This is a genomic window from Polynucleobacter sp. AP-Latsch-80-C2 (assembly GCF_018882185.1).
Taxonomy (GTDB): Bacteria; Pseudomonadota; Gammaproteobacteria; order Burkholderiales; family Burkholderiaceae; genus Polynucleobacter.
The window spans coordinates 56,251-72,842 of record NZ_JACVOY010000005.1 but is presented as its reverse complement, the minus strand read 5'-3'; the positions used below and the strand labels follow the sequence as shown (position 1 = coordinate 72,842).

Sequence of the window (16,592 nt, the reverse complement as noted above, 5' to 3'; positions counted from 1 at the left end):
TCTCCGTTGGGGTTCTTGTATGGGAAAACCCCTGTTTATTGTGATGAATCTTATAGTAGGATAAAGAATATAAATAATAACTAAATAACTACTATGAGACAAAAAATGAATGCTAGTCGTTTACTGACCTTAATAGCCGCTTCTTTGCTATTTGGTACTACATTTGCACAAACACCGGAAGTTTGGCCCACAAAATCGATCACGATGGTGGTCCCATTTCCGCCGGGCGGGGTAGCAGATGCCGTTGGTAGGCCGGTTGCCGAGGCCTTATCCAGAATTCTAGGTCAGCCGGTGATTGTCGAAAACAAGGCGGGTGCTGGAGGCGGCATCGGTATGGCGGCGGTTGCTAAATCTAAGCCCGATGGCTACACCATATTGATGGCCTTATCTTCCATTTCGATTATTCCTGAGGCTGACAAAATTGTGGGGCGGGAGCAATCATTTCAGTTAAACCAGCTCAAGCCAATTGCCCGTTTTACAGCAGACCCAACCGTTTTAGTGGTGCGGGCTGATAGCCCTTGGAAGGATTACAAATCCTTTGTGGCGGCAATGCGAGCAAATCCTGGTAAATACAACTTTGGTTCTTCGGGCAATTACGGCACGATGCATGTGCCTATGGAAATGTTGAAGTCCTCTGAAAAGTTTTACATGGTGCACATTCCATACACAGGAGCTGGTCCTGCAATTGTGGGTCTACTAGGCGGTCAAGTGGATGCGATTGCAACCGGACCATCTTCTATCGTTCAGCAAATCAAAGCCGGTAAAGTTCGTGCGCTAGCCCATTGGGGTGATGGCAGATTGGCTAGCATGCCGGACGTACCTAGCTTCAAAGAAATGGGTGTCAAGGTTGAGTTTTCACAATGGGCCGGCCTCTTTGTTCCTAGTGCTACACCCGATGCCATCACCAATAAGTTACGTGATGCGGCTAAACAAGCTGCTAATGATGATCGTGTTCGCGCAGTGATTAACGGCGCTGGTAGTCCGATCCAATATCTCGATGCACCGGAGTTCAAAGTTTACTGGGATAAAGAGTCTGCACAGATGGGTGAGATAGTGAAAAAAATTGGCAAGGTTGAATGATGAAAAGATCCTTCATTTTTAGCGTAACCAGTTTTTTACTGTCTGCCTCAATCACCACCACCTTAAGTGCGGCAAGTGTTCAGGAACAGATGGAGCAAAACCCCACTGTCAAAACAGCGGTGGAAGAGTTGGTCATCGCCAATCATATTTTGTATGACCAAAATGCAGTTGATGGTTATGGTCATATTAGCGTTCGTAATCCCAGCAATCCGAATACATTCTTTTTAGCCAGAAGTGTTGCCCCTTCAGTAGTGCAGGTTGAGGACATCATGGAGTTTGATCTGAATGGCAAGGCCTTGAATGGCGACACTCGAGTGGCTTATGGTGAGCGTTTTATTCACAGTGGGGTAATGCGTAATCGCCCTGATATTAATTCGGTAATCCATGGACATGCTGCGCCGATTCTGCCCTATGGACTAACGGGTACCACGCTAAAGCCTGTTTATCACATGAGTGCATTTTTAGGTGAGGGCGCGCCTATTTTTGAGATTCGGAACTTTGCCAAGCCAAGCCCTGATACTGATATGTTCGTGAGTAGCCCAGAGCTAGGTGATGCGCTATCTAAGACAATGGGGATTCAATACTTTGTGTTGATGCGCGGGCATGGATACGCAGCAGGAGCTGACTCGATTAAGAAGGCAGTATTCAGAGCGGTTTATGCCATTCAAAATGCCAGTATTCAGTCTGAAGCGATGAAGATGGGGCAGGTACAGTATTTGACTGTTGGCGAAACTGTCAATTCTCAAGAAACAATTGAAAAGACTATTGGTAGGCCATGGCAACTGTGGAGTGAGCGGGTCAAAAAGCCTTAGGCGCTTTTTGTTCCCCAAAATAAAAAGCCACCCGAGGGTGGCTTTTTACATAGTGCATCTATAAAGATGAGTGATGCTTAGTCTGCAATATTTGACTTGCGAATCACTGGACCCCATTTATTAATCTCTGCTTCAAGATGGGCTTTTAATCCGGCTGGAGTCATCTTTTGAGCTGGCACGATATCAATGTTCGAATCAGCTAAGCGTTTTTGTACGTCAGGGGAGTTGAGTGCCTTAACGAGGGCGGCATTCAATTTATCCAAGATTGGTTTTGGAGTGCCCTTAGGCGCATAGAGGCCATGCCATACCTTGACCTCAAAACCTTTGAGACCTTGCTCATCCAATGTAGGTACATTTGGAATTGCTGGGAGGCGCTTGAGAGTGGTGGTGCCGTAGGCTTTCACGCTACCATCTTTGATGTAAGGAATGGTTTGGGTAGTTTGATCGCAGAGTAAATCTACTTGACCGCCCAAGAGATCTGTCAAAGCAGGCCCAGTACCTTTGTAAGGAACGTTAGTGAGCTTGACGCCTAGACGACTCTGAAAAAGCAAGCCACAAAGTTGTGAAACGGCACCAGGACCAGCGTTCGCCATAGTGATTTTTGCACCATTGGCTTTGATATAGGCTTCCAGTTCTTTAAAGGTCTTAGGAGGCAAATCTTTTTTAGCCAAGAGCACCATTGGTACATCTGCTACCTGACCAATAGGCTCAAAACTGGTGAGTGGATCGTAAGGGAGTTTGTCATAGAGTGCATTCGCAGTAGCCATGCCCATATGATGTAAATAAATCGTATAGCCATCAGGTGCAGCACGTGCAACCTTAGTTGAGGCAATCGTGCCACCAGCACCATTGACGTTTTCAACAACAATGGTTTGGCCAAGGGACTGCCCCATTGGCACTGCAATCAAACGAGCAACTGAATCAGTTGGGCCGCCAGCAGCAAATGGAACAATCAGGGTAATCGATTTGGTAGGCCAATCTTTTTGGGCCATCGCAGTATTGCTGATTAGCAAAGCACTAGCGGCAACGCTAGCTACAATTCCCGTAATGAGGGATTTCTTGAATTTCATAACAGTCTCCATGTTTTGCTATATGTTTGATTTTGCCATTTTTAAGGCTTTAATGGGCTGGTAATTACCTAGTATTTACCAGCAAGTGCAATGGTTCTTTGGGCCAATAAAACCACCGGGCGGTCAATCATGCGCCCATCCAGTTTGACAGCGCCGCCATTGGAGTTCTGGTCCGCTTCAATAACCCGATGCGCCCAGGCCAATTCGTCATCTGTGGGCATAAAGGCTGCTTTTACGATGCTGACTTGCTTAGGGTGTATGCATAGTTTTGCTCCAAACCCCATTCTTTTTGCCCGCTGCGCATCATTGCTAATCCGAGCGCTGTCATCTGTTGATGGAGTAACCCCATCAATGGGAGGGGCGATTTTGGCAAGACGTGAGGCCAAAACAATTTGGTAGCGAGCAGTTTGAAGTTCGGTTTCATCTTGGTCGCACACCATGCCGAGGTCTGCCTGTAAATCGAGATTGCCTAATGCCAAACGAATGACTTGATTGGAATTTGCAATTTCGCGAAGATGGTCTAAGCCCAGTGCAGTCTCAATCATCGGAATGATGGCGGTATTAGGCAAGATGAGGGCTGCACCATTTACTTCATCTGCCAATTCACTTTTAGGAATCAAAATACAAGGGACATTTAGTTCTTGCGCCAAAATCAGATCCGCTGAATAGAATCGGCTACCCGGCGCATTGGTGCGTATTACTAGGCGCTGTTTTTGTTCATCAGTAAAGTTTGGCCAAGCTGAACGGATGGCATTACGTGCATCTTCTTTATTCTCCTCTGGCACCGCATCCTCAAGGTCCAGTACTACTGCAGTAGCGCCACTATCTAATGCTTTAGAAAAGCGCTCAGGGCGTGTACCTGGTACAAATAAAAAGTTACTACTGAAAGCTAGGGATGTGAGTGATTTTTCAAGAGGGTTCATAAGGGAGGGTATTAAAAGTTGGGTAGCAATAAGCCTATCTTGGCCTGTTTACGGATATTCCACAAGACATCAATCGCATGACGCATTTCAGCGGGATTGGCTCCGCCACTAAATGCTGCTAAGCGCATGGCCTTATCGGTGATCTCAGATCGGCTCAGAGTATTACCGGGATCGCCTTTGGGTTCATCAACGCGACCTTCCAATACTTGACCATTGTTCAAATACACTTTCACTTTTCCGATCCAGCGCTGAGGATAGGCGCTATCTACTTCAGGATCAAGTGTCATTGTCACGCGATCACGAAATAGACAAATAGCGTCATCATGAAAATGCTGATCAAATTCTTGCAGTCCCGCAAATTGGTAGTGGGCAATTAATGCCAGAACCGTGCCCATCGAAAACTTCGATTGATGAACAGTTGCAGGATCAGTAACGGGTCCTAATACGTCAATCGCTCCTTGATGAACTAGAGTTTCAACGCTAGTAATATCGCTAGGCTTGAGTTGATGTGACAGCATCACTTGCAAGAGGGCATCAGCAGCAGGGTGAGTATGCCTGCAAGAGGCGTGATATTTAAAGCTAGTCTCTGCAAGCGTCCAACGACTTCCAAGTTGATCCACCAATTTGCTTGGATCGGCATCGCTAGACATTCCCGCTGCCAGACCTTGCTTGCCTTCTAAGATATGTTGGGCACCAGTGAAGCCAGCCAGCGCAATGTAGGCTGACATTAAGCCGGTAGAGGCAGCATGTGCCGTATGCAATTGTTTAGAGTCAGCAGCATCGCGTAAGAATTCCCAAAGTCCTGCGGATTGCGTACCTGCAGAACCAAAAGCATTGAGCATTTGACTGGGATTGAGTTTTAGTAAGCGACCAACGGCAGCGGCAGCGGCAATTGTTCCGGCAGTGCCCGTAGTGTGAAAGACTTTGTAATGCGAGCGACCTAAAAATTCGCCGACGCGAATACCCACTTCATATCCTGCAACTGCCGCCACCAATAAATCCTCACCTGACGCACCGATTGCTTGAGCGCAGGCGAGTGCTGGAGGAAAAACGACGGTAGCTGGATGAAAGACTGAGCCGTTATGGACATCATCTTGTTCTGCAACATGAGATGCAGCTGCATTGGCCATAGCTGCTAAAAAAGGACTAGAGTTTTTGCGTGCAATGAGAATCTCGGAGGGGCCAGAGTGAGTAGCGGTGAAGCCACCCATATCTTGTGCAAACTGCGTAATGATTTCAACTGGGCGAGACCCTTTACCTGCGATGGCCGAACCAAACCAATCTACTAATAAGTCTTCAGCGCGACTCATCACGTCTGTAGGAATATCTTTCGCTTGAAGCTTAGAAGCAAAGCTCGCCAATTCTTGGGATAAATGTTGAGTTGTCATAGAGTCGTTCCTTAGGCTAGTACTGCAGTAGCCTGCATGGTAAGCCAGCCTTCATGGTCTTGCGCCCAGATGGTAATGGTGTTTCCTGAAGGATCTTTGTCTAGATCTGGCTTAGCGGAGACTTTAAATATATTGATGTCAAAAGTTGGGCGAATAGCGCGGAACTCAAAACTTTTTAATTTGCATCCCGGAATACTTTGCCGCACAAGATCTACCAGCAAGGTGGCGATGAGCGGTCCATGAACAATGAGTCCTGGATATCCTTCAACCTCAGTCACATATTTACGATCGTAATGAATGCGATGACCATTAAAAGTCAGTGCAGAGTAGCGAAACAAGAGAACATCATCGGGTGCAATCGTTTTGCTCCACTTGGCATCGCTTGGTGCTGCAGTTGGGGCAACCGGTTTGTCATCTGGCCCTGGAGCATCGCGATACACAATGTCATGTTCTTCAATAATCGCAAGGCCATGTTGGTTGGAGATTTGGTGCTCCACCAAAACAAAAATCAAGTCACCAGTTCGTCCAGCTTTATGGGTAATCGATTTAATTGTAGACACACGTTCGATTTCGTCACCAACAGACAATGGCGCTAGCCATTGAATTCGGCTACCGGCCCACATGCGGCGCGGAAGCGGAACTGGAGGCAAAAAGCCACCACGCTTCGGGTGACCATCAGGGCCAATTTCTGATTCTCGTGCGTGAGGTAGAAAATAGAGCCAGTGCCACAACTCAGGTAAGAAGCTTCCTGTCGCTGGCCTTGGATCATCGCGATCTAAGGTGGCCGATAAGGCGCGAACTGGAACGGCCGTAATGGTGTCAGTTAGTAACTCAGATTTACCGAGCCACTCTTGTAAGTGAGTAATAGTTTGGGGTTCGATTCGCATAAGTCCCATTATGCCAATCTTAGAGAAACGCTTATGCCATTAAGGTGGTGACAAAATAAATCAATAGGCCAGCTAGTGCACAGCCACCCAGCACACTCATTACCCCTTTTTGGAACCTAAACAAGGCGATTGCTGCCATGAGGCAGATGACCATGGAGATCCAAGAAATAGAGCCGCCAATACCCCTGGGTAGAAACACATGATAGGCAAAAAAGAGACCTAAGTTAGCAATGACGCCCACAACGGCTGCGGTGATCGCGGTTAATGGCGCAGTAAATTCAAGCTTGCCATGAGTCGACTCAATGAGGGGGCCGCCTACCAAGATAAAAAAGAAAGAGGGTAAAAAAGTAAACCAGGTAGCAACGCAGGCACCAATGACGCCAAACCAAAATGGATTGCTGCTACCAATCAGGTGCTGGATGTGGCCGGCAAGATACCCAACAAAGGCAACCACCATGATGAGTGGTCCAGGGGTTGTCTCACCAAGTGCTAAGCCATCGATCATTTGATTTGCGCTTAGCCAATGAAAGTGATCTACCGCACCCTGGTAAACATAAGGCAGTACCGCATAGGCGCCACCAAAGGTAAGAAGTGCTGCTTTGGTAAAGAACCACGCGAGCTGCGGATATAAGGTTTTCCAACCAAAAATGAAGAGCAGTCCAAGCATGGGCAGCAGCCAGCACGTTAATGCAATGATGCTGTGACGAATTGTTTTTTGATAACTAAATAGAGCGTGTGCTGGTGTTGGCGTGTTGTCATCAATGATGGCGGCACCATAAGATTGATCAGCAGCTTTTCCATGGGAATTGTTTTTTTGAAAATATTCGGGATAGCGTTTGCCACCCCAAAAGCCAATCGCCGCAGCAATCAACACAATTATGGGAAAAGCCAGATTCAGAATAAAGATGGCAAGAAAGGATCCAAGGGCAATCCATTGCAGCGCTTGGTTATGGAGAGTGCGCTTACCAATACGAACCGCAGCATGCAAAACAATGGCGGTGACTGCCGGTTTGATGCCAAAAAAGATTGCGGCAATCCAGGGTACCTGCCCAAAACTCAGATATATCCAAGAGAGAGCAATCAAGATAAAAAGAGAGGGGAGTATAAAAAGCGTGCCAGCAAGAATGCCACCCCAACTGCGATGCATCAGCCAGCCAATATAGGTCACTAATTGTTGTGCCTCTGGCCCAGGCAGTAGCATGCAGTAGTTCAGCGCATGTAAAAAGCGCCGCTCCGAAATCCAGCGACGCTTCTCGACTAACTCCTGATGCAAGACAGCAATCTGTCCTGCGGGCCCGCCAAAACTAATGAAACCCAGTTTGGCCCAAAACTTCAGAGCCTCACGAAGCGGAACGCTCAAGCGTCTTCCATTCCGCCAACGACTTGGCTAAAGCCGTTATCAACATAGATGATTTCAGCGGTAATGCCGTTTGCTAGATCAGACATGAGAAAGGCAGCAGAGTTACCAACATCATCAATCGTCACATTGCGACGTAAAGGTGCAGTCTGCTCAACCGCTTCAAGGATCTTGCCAAAACCTTTAATACCAGAAGCGGCGAGGGTTTTAATTGGACCAGCAGAGATACCATTCACGCGAATACCTTTAGGTCCAACGGAGCCTGCAAGGTAGCGAACGGATGCCTCTAAGGAGGCTTTCGCCAATCCCATTGTGTTGTAGTTCGGTATATTGCGCATAGAGCCTAAATAAGTCAGGGTCAGCAATGCGGATTTATCACGCAACATCGGAAGCGCTTCCTTAGCCATCGCGGGAAAGCTATACGCAGAAATGTCGTGGGCAATTTTGAAGCCCTCGCGGGATAAACCTTCCAAGAAGTCACCGGCAATCGCCTCGCGAGGAGCAAAGCCGATCGCGTGTACAAAACCATCGAACTGGGGCCAGGTTTTGGCCAAGTCCTTAAATAGGGCGGAAATTTGCTCATCACTGCCAACATCACAGTCAAAAATCAACTCGGTATTGAATTCTTTAGCAAAATCAACGATTCGGCCCTTAAAGCGCTCGCCGACATAGGTAAATGCCAGTTCTGCACCTTCGCGGTGGCAGGCTTTAGCGATGCCATAGGCAATAGAGCGGTTCGAAAGTAGGCCGGTAATAAGAATTTTTTTGCCGGAGAGAAAACCCATGATGTGTCCTTTGCGTCAAATATGATTTGCTAACTACAATTGTTGCATATATGCCCAGACTGATCTCCATTCGCCAAATGACCGTTTTTTGTCTACTGGCCCTCTTAGCAGGGTTTGGACTCAGTTCGGCAGAGGCTACTCAGGGGATTGCGCAATATGGAAAGCCAAAATATCCCGATGGGTTTAGTCACTTTGACTACGTCAATCCCAATGCGCCTAGGGGTGGCACCCTTACTTTGCCCAATCCAGGGCAAAGAACCAGTTTTGATAAGTTCAATCCTTTTACTTTGCGAGGCGTGACTGCGCCAGGCATTGAGTTGATGTTTGAATCTTTAGCAGAGGGTAGTGCGGATGAGGTATCCAGTATTTATGGTTTACTTGCTGAGGATATTGCAGTGGCAAGTGATCATAAGTCTGTCACATTTCGAATTCGTCCTGAGGCAAAATTTTCCGATGGCACACCAGTCCTGGCCGCAGATGTTAAACACAGTTTTGATATTTTGATGAGTACTAAAGCACATCCAAGATACAAAACAACTTTTGCCGATATTAAAGAAGCAGTAGTGTTGTCGGATAGATCAGTACGTTTCGATTTTAAAAACAACAATGCTGAGCTGCCAATCCTAGCTGGAACTCTCCCCATCTTTTCTCGTAACTGGGGAAAGCAAGCTGACGGCTCTACGGTTCCGTTTGATAAGCTTGCATTCGAAGTCCCTTTAGGTAGCGGGCCATATTTGATCGAATCATTTAAAGCGGGTAAATCCATTGTCTTAAAGCGTAATCCGCAATACTGGGCTGATCAACTTAGCAAACCCCTGAATGTCCGTGTGGGTTTCTATAACTTTGATCGCATTCTCTACAAACTTTATAGCGATGATGCGGTTCGCTTAGAGGCATTTAAGGCGGGCGAGTTTGACGCCATCGTGGAATACCGCGCCAAGATTTGGGCCAAAGGCTATGTGGGATCTAAGTTTGATAACGGCACTTTATTAAAGAAAGCGTTCTTAAATCACAATGGCGCAGGCATGCAAGGTTTTGCTATGAATCTGCGTCGCCCACTGTTCAAGGATGTGCGTGTACGTGAAGCCTTAGGTTATGCCTTGGATTTTGAATGGCTTAATCGCCAAATATTTTTTGATCAATACAGTCGCATTAATAGTTATTTTACGAATAGCGATTTAAGTGCAAACTTTGATGGGCCAAGAAGACCCACTGAAGCCGAATTAAAACTCTTGAGACCATTAAAGGCTAAATATCCGCAGTGGGTTCCTGATGCAGTATTTGGGCCCATGCCTTCTGCCCCATCCACTAAATCACCTAGTAGCTTACGTCAAAATTTACGCAAAGCAAGAGAGCTCTTGATGCATGCAGGCTGGCAGTATCGCGACGGTGCACTTCGCAATGAACAGGGCGAACCATTTCGGTTTGAAATTGTCGAGGATGGTGGATTCTTTTTAAGAGTAATTTCAGCTTATATCCGCAATCTGGAAAAGTTGGGGGTTCAGGTGGATATTCGGACAAGCGATTTCGCTCTTCACCAAAAACGGATGGATGAGTATGACTTTGATATGACGACCATTCGTTTTCCAGACTCACAAAATCCAGGCAATGAGTTACGAGATCGTTTTGGCAGTCAGGCTGCCAAGGAGAAAGGTTCCGACAATGTGATCGGGGTGCAATCACCGGTGGTAGATGCGCTCGTTGAAGAAATTACTAAAGCGCAGGATCGAGAAGAGTTGCGTGCTGCTACAAGGGCGTTAGATCGAGTTCTATGGAATAGCTACTTTGTAGTTCCGCAGTGGTACAACCCAACCCATCGTGTGGCCTATCGTAAAGAGATGCGTTACCCCGAGCCTCCTTTGTATTATTCAGCTGAGCCCTGGATTATGCAAAATTGGTGGAAAGAGGAGTCTAAATAATGCAAGGACAAATACGCACTTACATCTTTAAACGCCTGCTCTTGATGATCCCAACCTTATTGGGCGTTCTGACATTGACCTTTGCAGTGGTGCAGTTTGTACCAGGCGGCCCGGTTGAACAGATGGTACTGGAGTTAAAGGGGAAGGGTAGCGCCGCAACTGGGGGATCAGAATCATCAGGTGCTGGCTCCACATATCGTGGACGTCAAGGTGTTGATGCACAGCGCTTGGAGGAGGTTAAAGCACTTTATGGCTTTGATAAACCCCCAATAGAGCGCTACTTCATGATGTTAGGTCGATTCGCTAGATTTGATTTGGGGCAAAGTTATTACCAGCATCAAAGTGTTTGGGGCCTCGTCGTTTCTAAGTTGCCCGTATCGATTAGCATCGGTTTATGGACTTTTTTCATTACGTACTTAGTGTCCATTCCCTTGGGTATTGCAAAAGCCGTTCGTGATGGTTCTCGCTTTGATGTCGTCACTAGCAGTTTTATATTGGTGGGCTATGCCATTCCAGGGTTTGTTTTAGGAGTTTTGCTCTTAGTGGTCTTTGGGGGCGGGAGTTTCTTGCAAATATTCCCCCTACGAGGTCTTACATCCGATAACTGGAGTGATTTGAGTTTGATGGGTAAGATCATGGATTATCTGTGGCACTTAGTTTTGCCAATAACAGCCTCTGTTCTTGGAAGTTTTGCAGTGGTAACCATGCTTACCAAGAATTCTTTCTTAGAAGAGATTCGCAAGCAGTATGTGTTAACTGCCAGGGCAAAAGGCTTAACTGAGAAGCAAGTTCTCTGGAAGCATGTGTTTCGTAATGCGCTTTTGCCACTGGTGACTGGCTTTCCAGCAGCATTTATCGGCGCATTCTTCACGGGTTCGCTATTAATAGAAACACTCTTCTCATTAGATGGGCTTGGCTTACTATCATTTGAGTCTGTGATGCGCAGAGACTATCCAGTGGTCCTTGGGACTTTGTATTTATTCACTTTGATTGGTCTATTTACCAGGCTTATTTCAGATCTTTGTTATGTTTATGTTGATCCGCGCATTCAGTTTGGTGCCGGAGGTGGTTCATGAGTCGTTGGCACCGATTTAAGAATAGTCGCATCGGGTATGCCAGCTTATGGATCTTTTTGATTCTCTTTGGCATCTCTTTATGTGCCGAACTGATTGCTAACGACAAACCTTTGGTAGTGCACTACCAAGGCCATCTCTATTTTCCGATTATCAAAAGCCAACCTGAGACCGTTTTTGGCGGAGACTTTGCTACTCCTACTGATTTTTTAGATCCCGATATCCGTCATAACATCACAAGTAATGGCAATTGGGCTATCTATCCTCCCATTCACTATAGCTACGAGACGTTGAATTACTTCTCTAAAGATCCAAACCCAGCACCACCTTCTTGGGAAAATTGGTTGGGCACGGATGATCGAGGGCGTGATGTTCTGGCGCGTCTGATTTATGGTTTCCGTTTATCTATTTTATTTGGATTGGCGCTCACTATTGTAGGCGTGAGTGTCGGCATTGCTACAGGTGCTTTGATGGGTTTTTTTGGTGGCAAATTTGATTTAGTCTCACAGCGGCTGATTGAAATTTGGTCAGCGATGCCAGAGCTATATCTACTGATTATTTTTGCCTCGATCTTTAACCCAAGCGTTTCTCTCTTGATCATTCTTTTGGCCGCTTTTGCATGGATGGACTTGTCTAGCTATGTTCGTGCAGAATTTTTTCGCAATCGCGCCTTAGAGTATGTGCGGGCAGCACGGGCATTGGGCTTAACCAATTTACAAATCATGTGGCGTCACATCTTGCCCAATAGCTTGACTCCGGTGATTACTTTTTTACCATTTCGTATGAGTGCAGCTATTTTGTCTCTAACAAGTTTAGATTTTTTGGGTCTTGGTGTGCCACCAGGAACTCCAAGTCTTGGCGAATTGCTTTCTCAAGGCAAGAGTAATCTAGATGCATGGTGGATCTCCCTTTCCACTTTTGTGGTTTTGGTAACAACCCTCTTATTGCTTACTTTTATTGGCCAGGCATTGCGTGATGCATTTGATTCACGCAAGGCGGGCCTGATGAGTGGAGGTCGATCATGAGTAAGACGCCCACTAATTCTCAGAACCTAAATACTGCTTTATTGAAGTATGAAGATCTCAGTATTTCTTTTGGATCAGGTCGCCGTGAAAAATTTGCCGTAAAAAATCTCGATTTAGAAATTGGCATTGGTGAACGTGTAGCATTAGTAGGGGAGTCAGGCTCAGGCAAAACCTTAACCGCACTTGCTCCATTAAGGCTAGAGCCGGAAGGTGCAAAGGTATCTGGCCGCATCGTATGGAATCAACAGGGTGGGCGCGCCACAGTTGATTTATTGAAGCTACCGATACAAGACATTCGACAGATTCGAGGACGTGAAATTGCGATGGTGTTTCAAGAACCTATGACTGCGCTGAATCCCTTATTTACTGTCGGTAATCAAATTATTGAAGCGGTGCAAATATATCAACCTTTAATTTCTAAATCAGATTGCGTTGATGCTGCGATTGATTTATTAAGAAAGACTGGTATTCCTGAGCCGGAGCGTCGTATTCATTCTTACCCACATCAACTGTCTGGGGGTCAAAGACAGCGCGCCATGATTGCGATGGCGCTTGCTTGCAAGCCTCGCTTATTAATAGCAGATGAACCAACTACCGCTCTGGACGTGAGTTTGCGTTTGCAGATTTTGGAGTTGCTCATCGAGTTGCAGGAGGAGTCCAAGGATCATGGCGGTATGGGAATATTGCTCATTACCCATGATCTCAATTTGGTAAAACATTTTGCCCAGCGCGTGGCAGTTCTCAATCAAGGCAACTTGATGGAGTCAGGTCCCACTAAGCAAGTCTTTGAACATCCAACAGATGCTTACACGCGCGCTTTAGTAAATAGTGAACCAGTGCGTGATTTGGCTCCAGTGATTCCTTTAGCCCCGGTATTGTTAAAAACAGAAGAGCTCTCAGTTGCTTATCCGAGCCAAGAGTCTGGCTCCTGGTTCAAGAAGGCGGCACCTCATAAAGTATTGCGTAAGGTGAGTTTTGCATTAAAGCAAGGTCAAACCATTGGTGTGATTGGCGAATCAGGTTCTGGAAAAACGACTCTGGGTATGGCGGTTCTGGGTTTGCTAGGAGATTCTGCTGCTCAGGTCAGCGGTGAGGTTGATGTGCTCGGAAATGATTGGCAAGCGCTCAAGCCAGTTCAGAGGCGTGCTATGCGCTCTAGTTTGCAAGTGATTTTTCAAGATCCCTTTGGCTCACTATCACCGCGCATGAATGTGATGCAAATTATTTCTGAGGGATTGGATATTCACTTCCCCAAGTTATCCAGTGCAGAACGTGAGGCTCGGGTGTTGGATATGTTGCGTGAGGTCGGCATAGATCGCTCAGCGCTCACACGTTATCCCCATGAGTTCTCTGGAGGGCAGAGGCAACGCATTGCGATTGCGAGGGCATTGATATTACGTCCGCAAATTCTAGTGTTAGATGAGCCTACTTCAGCATTAGATGTCTCTATACAGAAGCAAGTATTGGCACTTTTGTCCGAATTACAGAAAAAATATAACTTGGCTTACCTCATGATTAGTCATGATTTAGCAGTGATCAGGGCAATGTCTCACGAGGTCATGGTCTTAAAGGATGGCAAAGTCATTGAATTTGGTGATACCGAAACCCTGATAAAGCATCCCAAACAGGTCTATACCAAGGAGCTATTTGCCGCTGCCGCGCTAGTTTAGATTCCTCTAAAACCTTGGCTCCAATGGGCTAATTTGGTGCATTTGCCCTGTTTTAAGGCAAATTTATCATTAGAAACAATGACTTAAGACTACAGTCAAAGCTTGGTTAATCAAGCGTTCTTTGTTAAACTGATCAGATGTCGTTGAAAAACACACTCTTTCCAAAGCTGGCTCTAAGCCTGCTGGCCCTGTATTTTGCGGCGGCAATTTCTGCGCATGCTGCTGATGCAGTAGCGGAGGCTACGCCTGAGTTGGTGGTTCCTAAAGAGAGCATGTTCCAGGCCGGTAAGTCTTATATCTCTCGCGTCTCGGATCGCTTGGTGGACACCGTCACCGGTAAGTCTGATGAATTAATTAATCGCGCCATGGAAGTCATTGGTGTGCGCTATCGCTGGGATGCAGAGTTGCCTCAGTCCGGTCTCGATGGCAGCAGTTTCGTTGGCTACGTCTTTAAAGACAAATTGGGATTTTTATTGCCGCGTAAGTCGACACAAATGAGTCGTGTTGGTAAGCCAATTAATCGTGAAGAATTACAACCAGGTGATCTGGTGTTCTTTAATACGATGCGTTTAACCTTCTCTCACGTCGGCATTTATGTTGGAGACAATAAATTTATCCACTCTCCCTCCAAGGGGACTAGCGTTCGCGTTGATGATCTAGGCAGTCTTTATTGGGATAAGCGCTTTGATGGCGCGCGCCGCTTAGATGGTAGTGACAACCTCGATGACACCGAGCGCCAAGAACTTTTAAACGAAGTCAAAAATCTCAAGCGTAACTCACGCAGTCTTTAACTTTTCTTTAATCAGCGTCATTTGCTCCTGAGCAGCAACTTCACCTGCCAAGATCGCTGCATTTCTGGATCTGAAATCGCCACTACTCATTTGCAATAGATGGGGTTGAATCACAATGTCAGCACTCTTTAATTCATATTGATTGATGCTTCGCTGCATGATAGAAATAGTTTGTTGCAATACCCCCAGAGTGCCGCTGGCATCCTGATGTACTGGTTCCGAGGAAATGTTGACCGCAATCACGAGGGTTGCTCCCATCTGCCGGGCATAACTAACGGGTACCGGCGCTACAAGGCCACCATCGACATATTCTCTGCCGCTAATCACAGCCGGCTGAAATACGCCTGGCACACTGCAAGAGGCTCTTACCGCTAAACCAGTATTGCCTGTGCGAAACAAGATTCCTTTGCCTGATTGCAGATCAGTCGCAACAATCCCCAGGGGGATGCGCATTTGCTCAATACTTTTGTTTTGAACCTCACGGTTCACCATATTCTGTAATGCATCGCCTTTGATCAGTCCGCCAAAACGTCCGGCGAACGGCAGACCCCAGTCTGCAATCGTTGCCTCATCTAAGTTCAATGCGAGACGATTCAATTCATTTCCTGTGGCGCCAGAAGCAAGAAGGGCAGCAATGACGCTGCCTGCGCTGCTGCCCACCACAATATCGGGACGGATCCCCTGGGCTTCCAAGGCCTTGATTACGCCAATATGGGCAAAGCCACGTGCTGCTCCGGCACCGAGAACTAATCCGACCACTGGTTTGCGAGTGCTAAATAAACTGCAGGAGCTCAGGGCGCCAGCTCCCAGGAGGCCTCCTAGTGCAGCGCCAAAGCCCAAAACACGGCGCCGTGAAGGGGATTGGGCTTGAAGGGGGGTTTCTTGGTCCGAAAATGGAGTCATATGGCTATTGTATTGAGCCTACCTTATAATGGGTGCACGGTGAACGAAAAGAACTTCGTTTCAGCGCGGACATATCTGCTAACAAGAATTCAGGGATAAATTGTCCGTAGTAGCTAAAGAACACCAAAAACCCATTACTGAAATACATTATTTAAAGCTCAGTCAGGAATATTCCTGCTAGCCCGACTTTTATGGACGATCACAACAAGCGCGTAATTGAAACAGCCCTCCTGTGCGCGCAGGAACCACTGACAGTGAATGATTTGTCACGCTTATTTGTCGAGGATGTTGCTACCGCTGATATTGACGAGGCCTTGGTAGAAATTCAGCGTACGTGGGATGACAAGGGAATGGAGCTAGTACACATTGCTACTGGTTGGCGTTTCCAAAGTCGCTTATCTATGCGCGAGTACCTTGATCGCTTGACGCCAGAAAAGCCGCCTAAATATTCTCGCGCTGTAATGGAGACCTTGGCGATCATTGCCTATCGTCAGCCCGTAACTCGTGGTGAGATTGAGGAAATTCGCGGCGTTGCAGTGAGTAGCAATGTGATGAAGCAATTGGAAGATCGTGGCTGGGTTGAAGTGATTGGCCACAAAGAAACAATTGGTCGCCCAGGTCTCTATGCGACCACCAAACAATTTTTAGATGACTTGAGTCTGACTAATTTACAAAGCCTGCCCATCTTAGAAGATGCTGCGCCTATGGCTGCTGCAGAGCAATTAGGTCAGGCGGTAATGGAATTTGATCCTGATGCGACAGTAGAAACTGTGGTGATCAATGAAGGCGATCAAACCATCATTGAGGTTATTGAAGAGACAACTACAGTAGAAATTACTGAAGAAGTAAGCGTAGAAATAGAAGAAGTTATCCCAGAGTCTGATGAAAACTCAGACGAAGCAAAATAAT

The 16,592-nt window shown here is 46.7% G+C and carries 15 protein-coding genes; 8 read left to right on the top strand and 7 right to left on the bottom strand.

Annotated elements, in window-relative coordinates; translation table 11 throughout:
- Positions 1–105 precede the first annotated feature (105 nt).
- On the top strand, positions 106–1,080 hold the full coding sequence (locus ICN47_RS06995; RefSeq protein WP_216219217.1) for a tripartite tricarboxylate transporter substrate binding protein: 975 nt from the start codon (positions 106–108) through the stop codon (positions 1,078–1,080).
- A complete protein-coding gene (locus tag ICN47_RS06990; RefSeq protein ID WP_216219215.1) occupies positions 1,077–1,892 on the top strand; it encodes a class II aldolase/adducin family protein in 816 nt (271 codons plus the stop codon). Before ICN47_RS06995 ends, ICN47_RS06990 begins: the two co-directional genes overlap by 4 nt.
- Before the next feature lie 77 nt (positions 1,893–1,969).
- On the opposite strand, the gene ICN47_RS06985 is transcribed toward ICN47_RS06990, so the two are convergent.
- From ICN47_RS06985 to fabI, 6 genes are all read right to left on the bottom strand, one after another.
- Complete coding sequence (locus ICN47_RS06985; protein WP_255538957.1) at positions 1,970–2,962, bottom strand: tripartite tricarboxylate transporter substrate binding protein BugD; 993 nt, start codon at positions 2,960–2,962, stop codon at positions 1,970–1,972.
- Between the two features lie 68 nt (positions 2,963–3,030).
- Positions 3,031–3,885, bottom strand: a complete 855-nt coding sequence (locus ICN47_RS06980; protein ID WP_216219213.1) for a CoA ester lyase — start codon at positions 3,883–3,885, stop codon at positions 3,031–3,033.
- Between the two features lie 11 nt (positions 3,886–3,896).
- Positions 3,897–5,273 (bottom strand): MmgE/PrpD family protein, encoded by a 1,377-nt coding sequence (locus ICN47_RS06975; RefSeq protein WP_216219212.1) that lies wholly within the window; start codon positions 5,271–5,273, stop codon positions 3,897–3,899.
- Between the two features lie 11 nt (positions 5,274–5,284).
- Positions 5,285–6,169, bottom strand: a complete 885-nt coding sequence (locus ICN47_RS06970) for a MaoC family dehydratase N-terminal domain-containing protein (RefSeq protein ID WP_216219211.1) — start codon at positions 6,167–6,169, stop codon at positions 5,285–5,287.
- Positions 6,170–6,191: 22 nt separating this feature from the next.
- Positions 6,192–7,520, bottom strand: coding sequence for a chromate efflux transporter (chrA, locus tag ICN47_RS06965; protein WP_216219210.1), 1,329 nt, complete (start codon positions 7,518–7,520; stop codon positions 6,192–6,194).
- Positions 7,517–8,302, bottom strand: coding sequence for an enoyl-ACP reductase FabI (fabI, locus tag ICN47_RS06960; protein WP_216219209.1), 786 nt, complete (start codon positions 8,300–8,302; stop codon positions 7,517–7,519). Before fabI ends, chrA begins: the two co-directional genes overlap by 4 nt.
- A 77-nt stretch (positions 8,303–8,379) precedes the next feature.
- Between fabI and ICN47_RS06955 the strand changes: the two genes are divergently transcribed.
- The 5 genes from ICN47_RS06955 (at position 8,380) to ICN47_RS06935 (ending at position 14,780) form a co-directional block, all read left to right on the top strand.
- A complete protein-coding gene (locus tag ICN47_RS06955; protein ID WP_255538956.1) occupies positions 8,380–10,221 on the top strand; it encodes an extracellular solute-binding protein in 1,842 nt (613 codons plus the stop codon).
- The gene (locus ICN47_RS06950) at positions 10,221–11,297 is read left to right on the top strand and encodes a microcin C ABC transporter permease YejB (RefSeq protein WP_216862634.1); all 1,077 of its coding nucleotides are present in this window, start codon (positions 10,221–10,223) and stop codon (positions 11,295–11,297) included. Before ICN47_RS06955 ends, ICN47_RS06950 begins: the two co-directional genes overlap by 1 nt.
- On the top strand, positions 11,294–12,319 hold the full coding sequence (locus ICN47_RS06945; protein ID WP_216219207.1) for an ABC transporter permease: 1,026 nt from the start codon (positions 11,294–11,296) through the stop codon (positions 12,317–12,319). Before ICN47_RS06950 ends, ICN47_RS06945 begins: the two co-directional genes overlap by 4 nt.
- On the top strand, positions 12,316–13,989 hold the full coding sequence (locus ICN47_RS06940) for an ABC transporter ATP-binding protein (RefSeq protein ID WP_216219206.1): 1,674 nt from the start codon (positions 12,316–12,318) through the stop codon (positions 13,987–13,989). Before ICN47_RS06945 ends, ICN47_RS06940 begins: the two co-directional genes overlap by 4 nt.
- Before the next feature lie 137 nt (positions 13,990–14,126).
- Positions 14,127–14,780: a C40 family peptidase gene (locus ICN47_RS06935; RefSeq protein WP_216219205.1), complete on the top strand. Its 654-nt coding sequence runs from the start codon at positions 14,127–14,129 to the stop codon at positions 14,778–14,780.
- Here the strand turns inward: ICN47_RS06935 and ICN47_RS06930 are convergent.
- Positions 14,766–15,683 carry a patatin-like phospholipase family protein gene (locus ICN47_RS06930; protein WP_216219204.1) on the bottom strand — a complete coding sequence of 306 codons (918 nt, stop codon included), beginning with the start codon at positions 15,681–15,683 and terminating at the stop codon, positions 14,766–14,768. The genes ICN47_RS06935 and ICN47_RS06930 overlap by 15 nt on opposite strands.
- 191 nt (positions 15,684–15,874) lie before the next feature.
- Here ICN47_RS06930 and scpB point away from each other — a divergent pair, with 191 nt between their 5' ends.
- The gene (scpB, locus tag ICN47_RS06925) at positions 15,875–16,591 is read left to right on the top strand and encodes an SMC-Scp complex subunit ScpB (protein WP_216219200.1); all 717 of its coding nucleotides are present in this window, start codon (positions 15,875–15,877) and stop codon (positions 16,589–16,591) included.
- The last annotated feature ends 1 nt before the right edge of the window (position 16,592 follow it).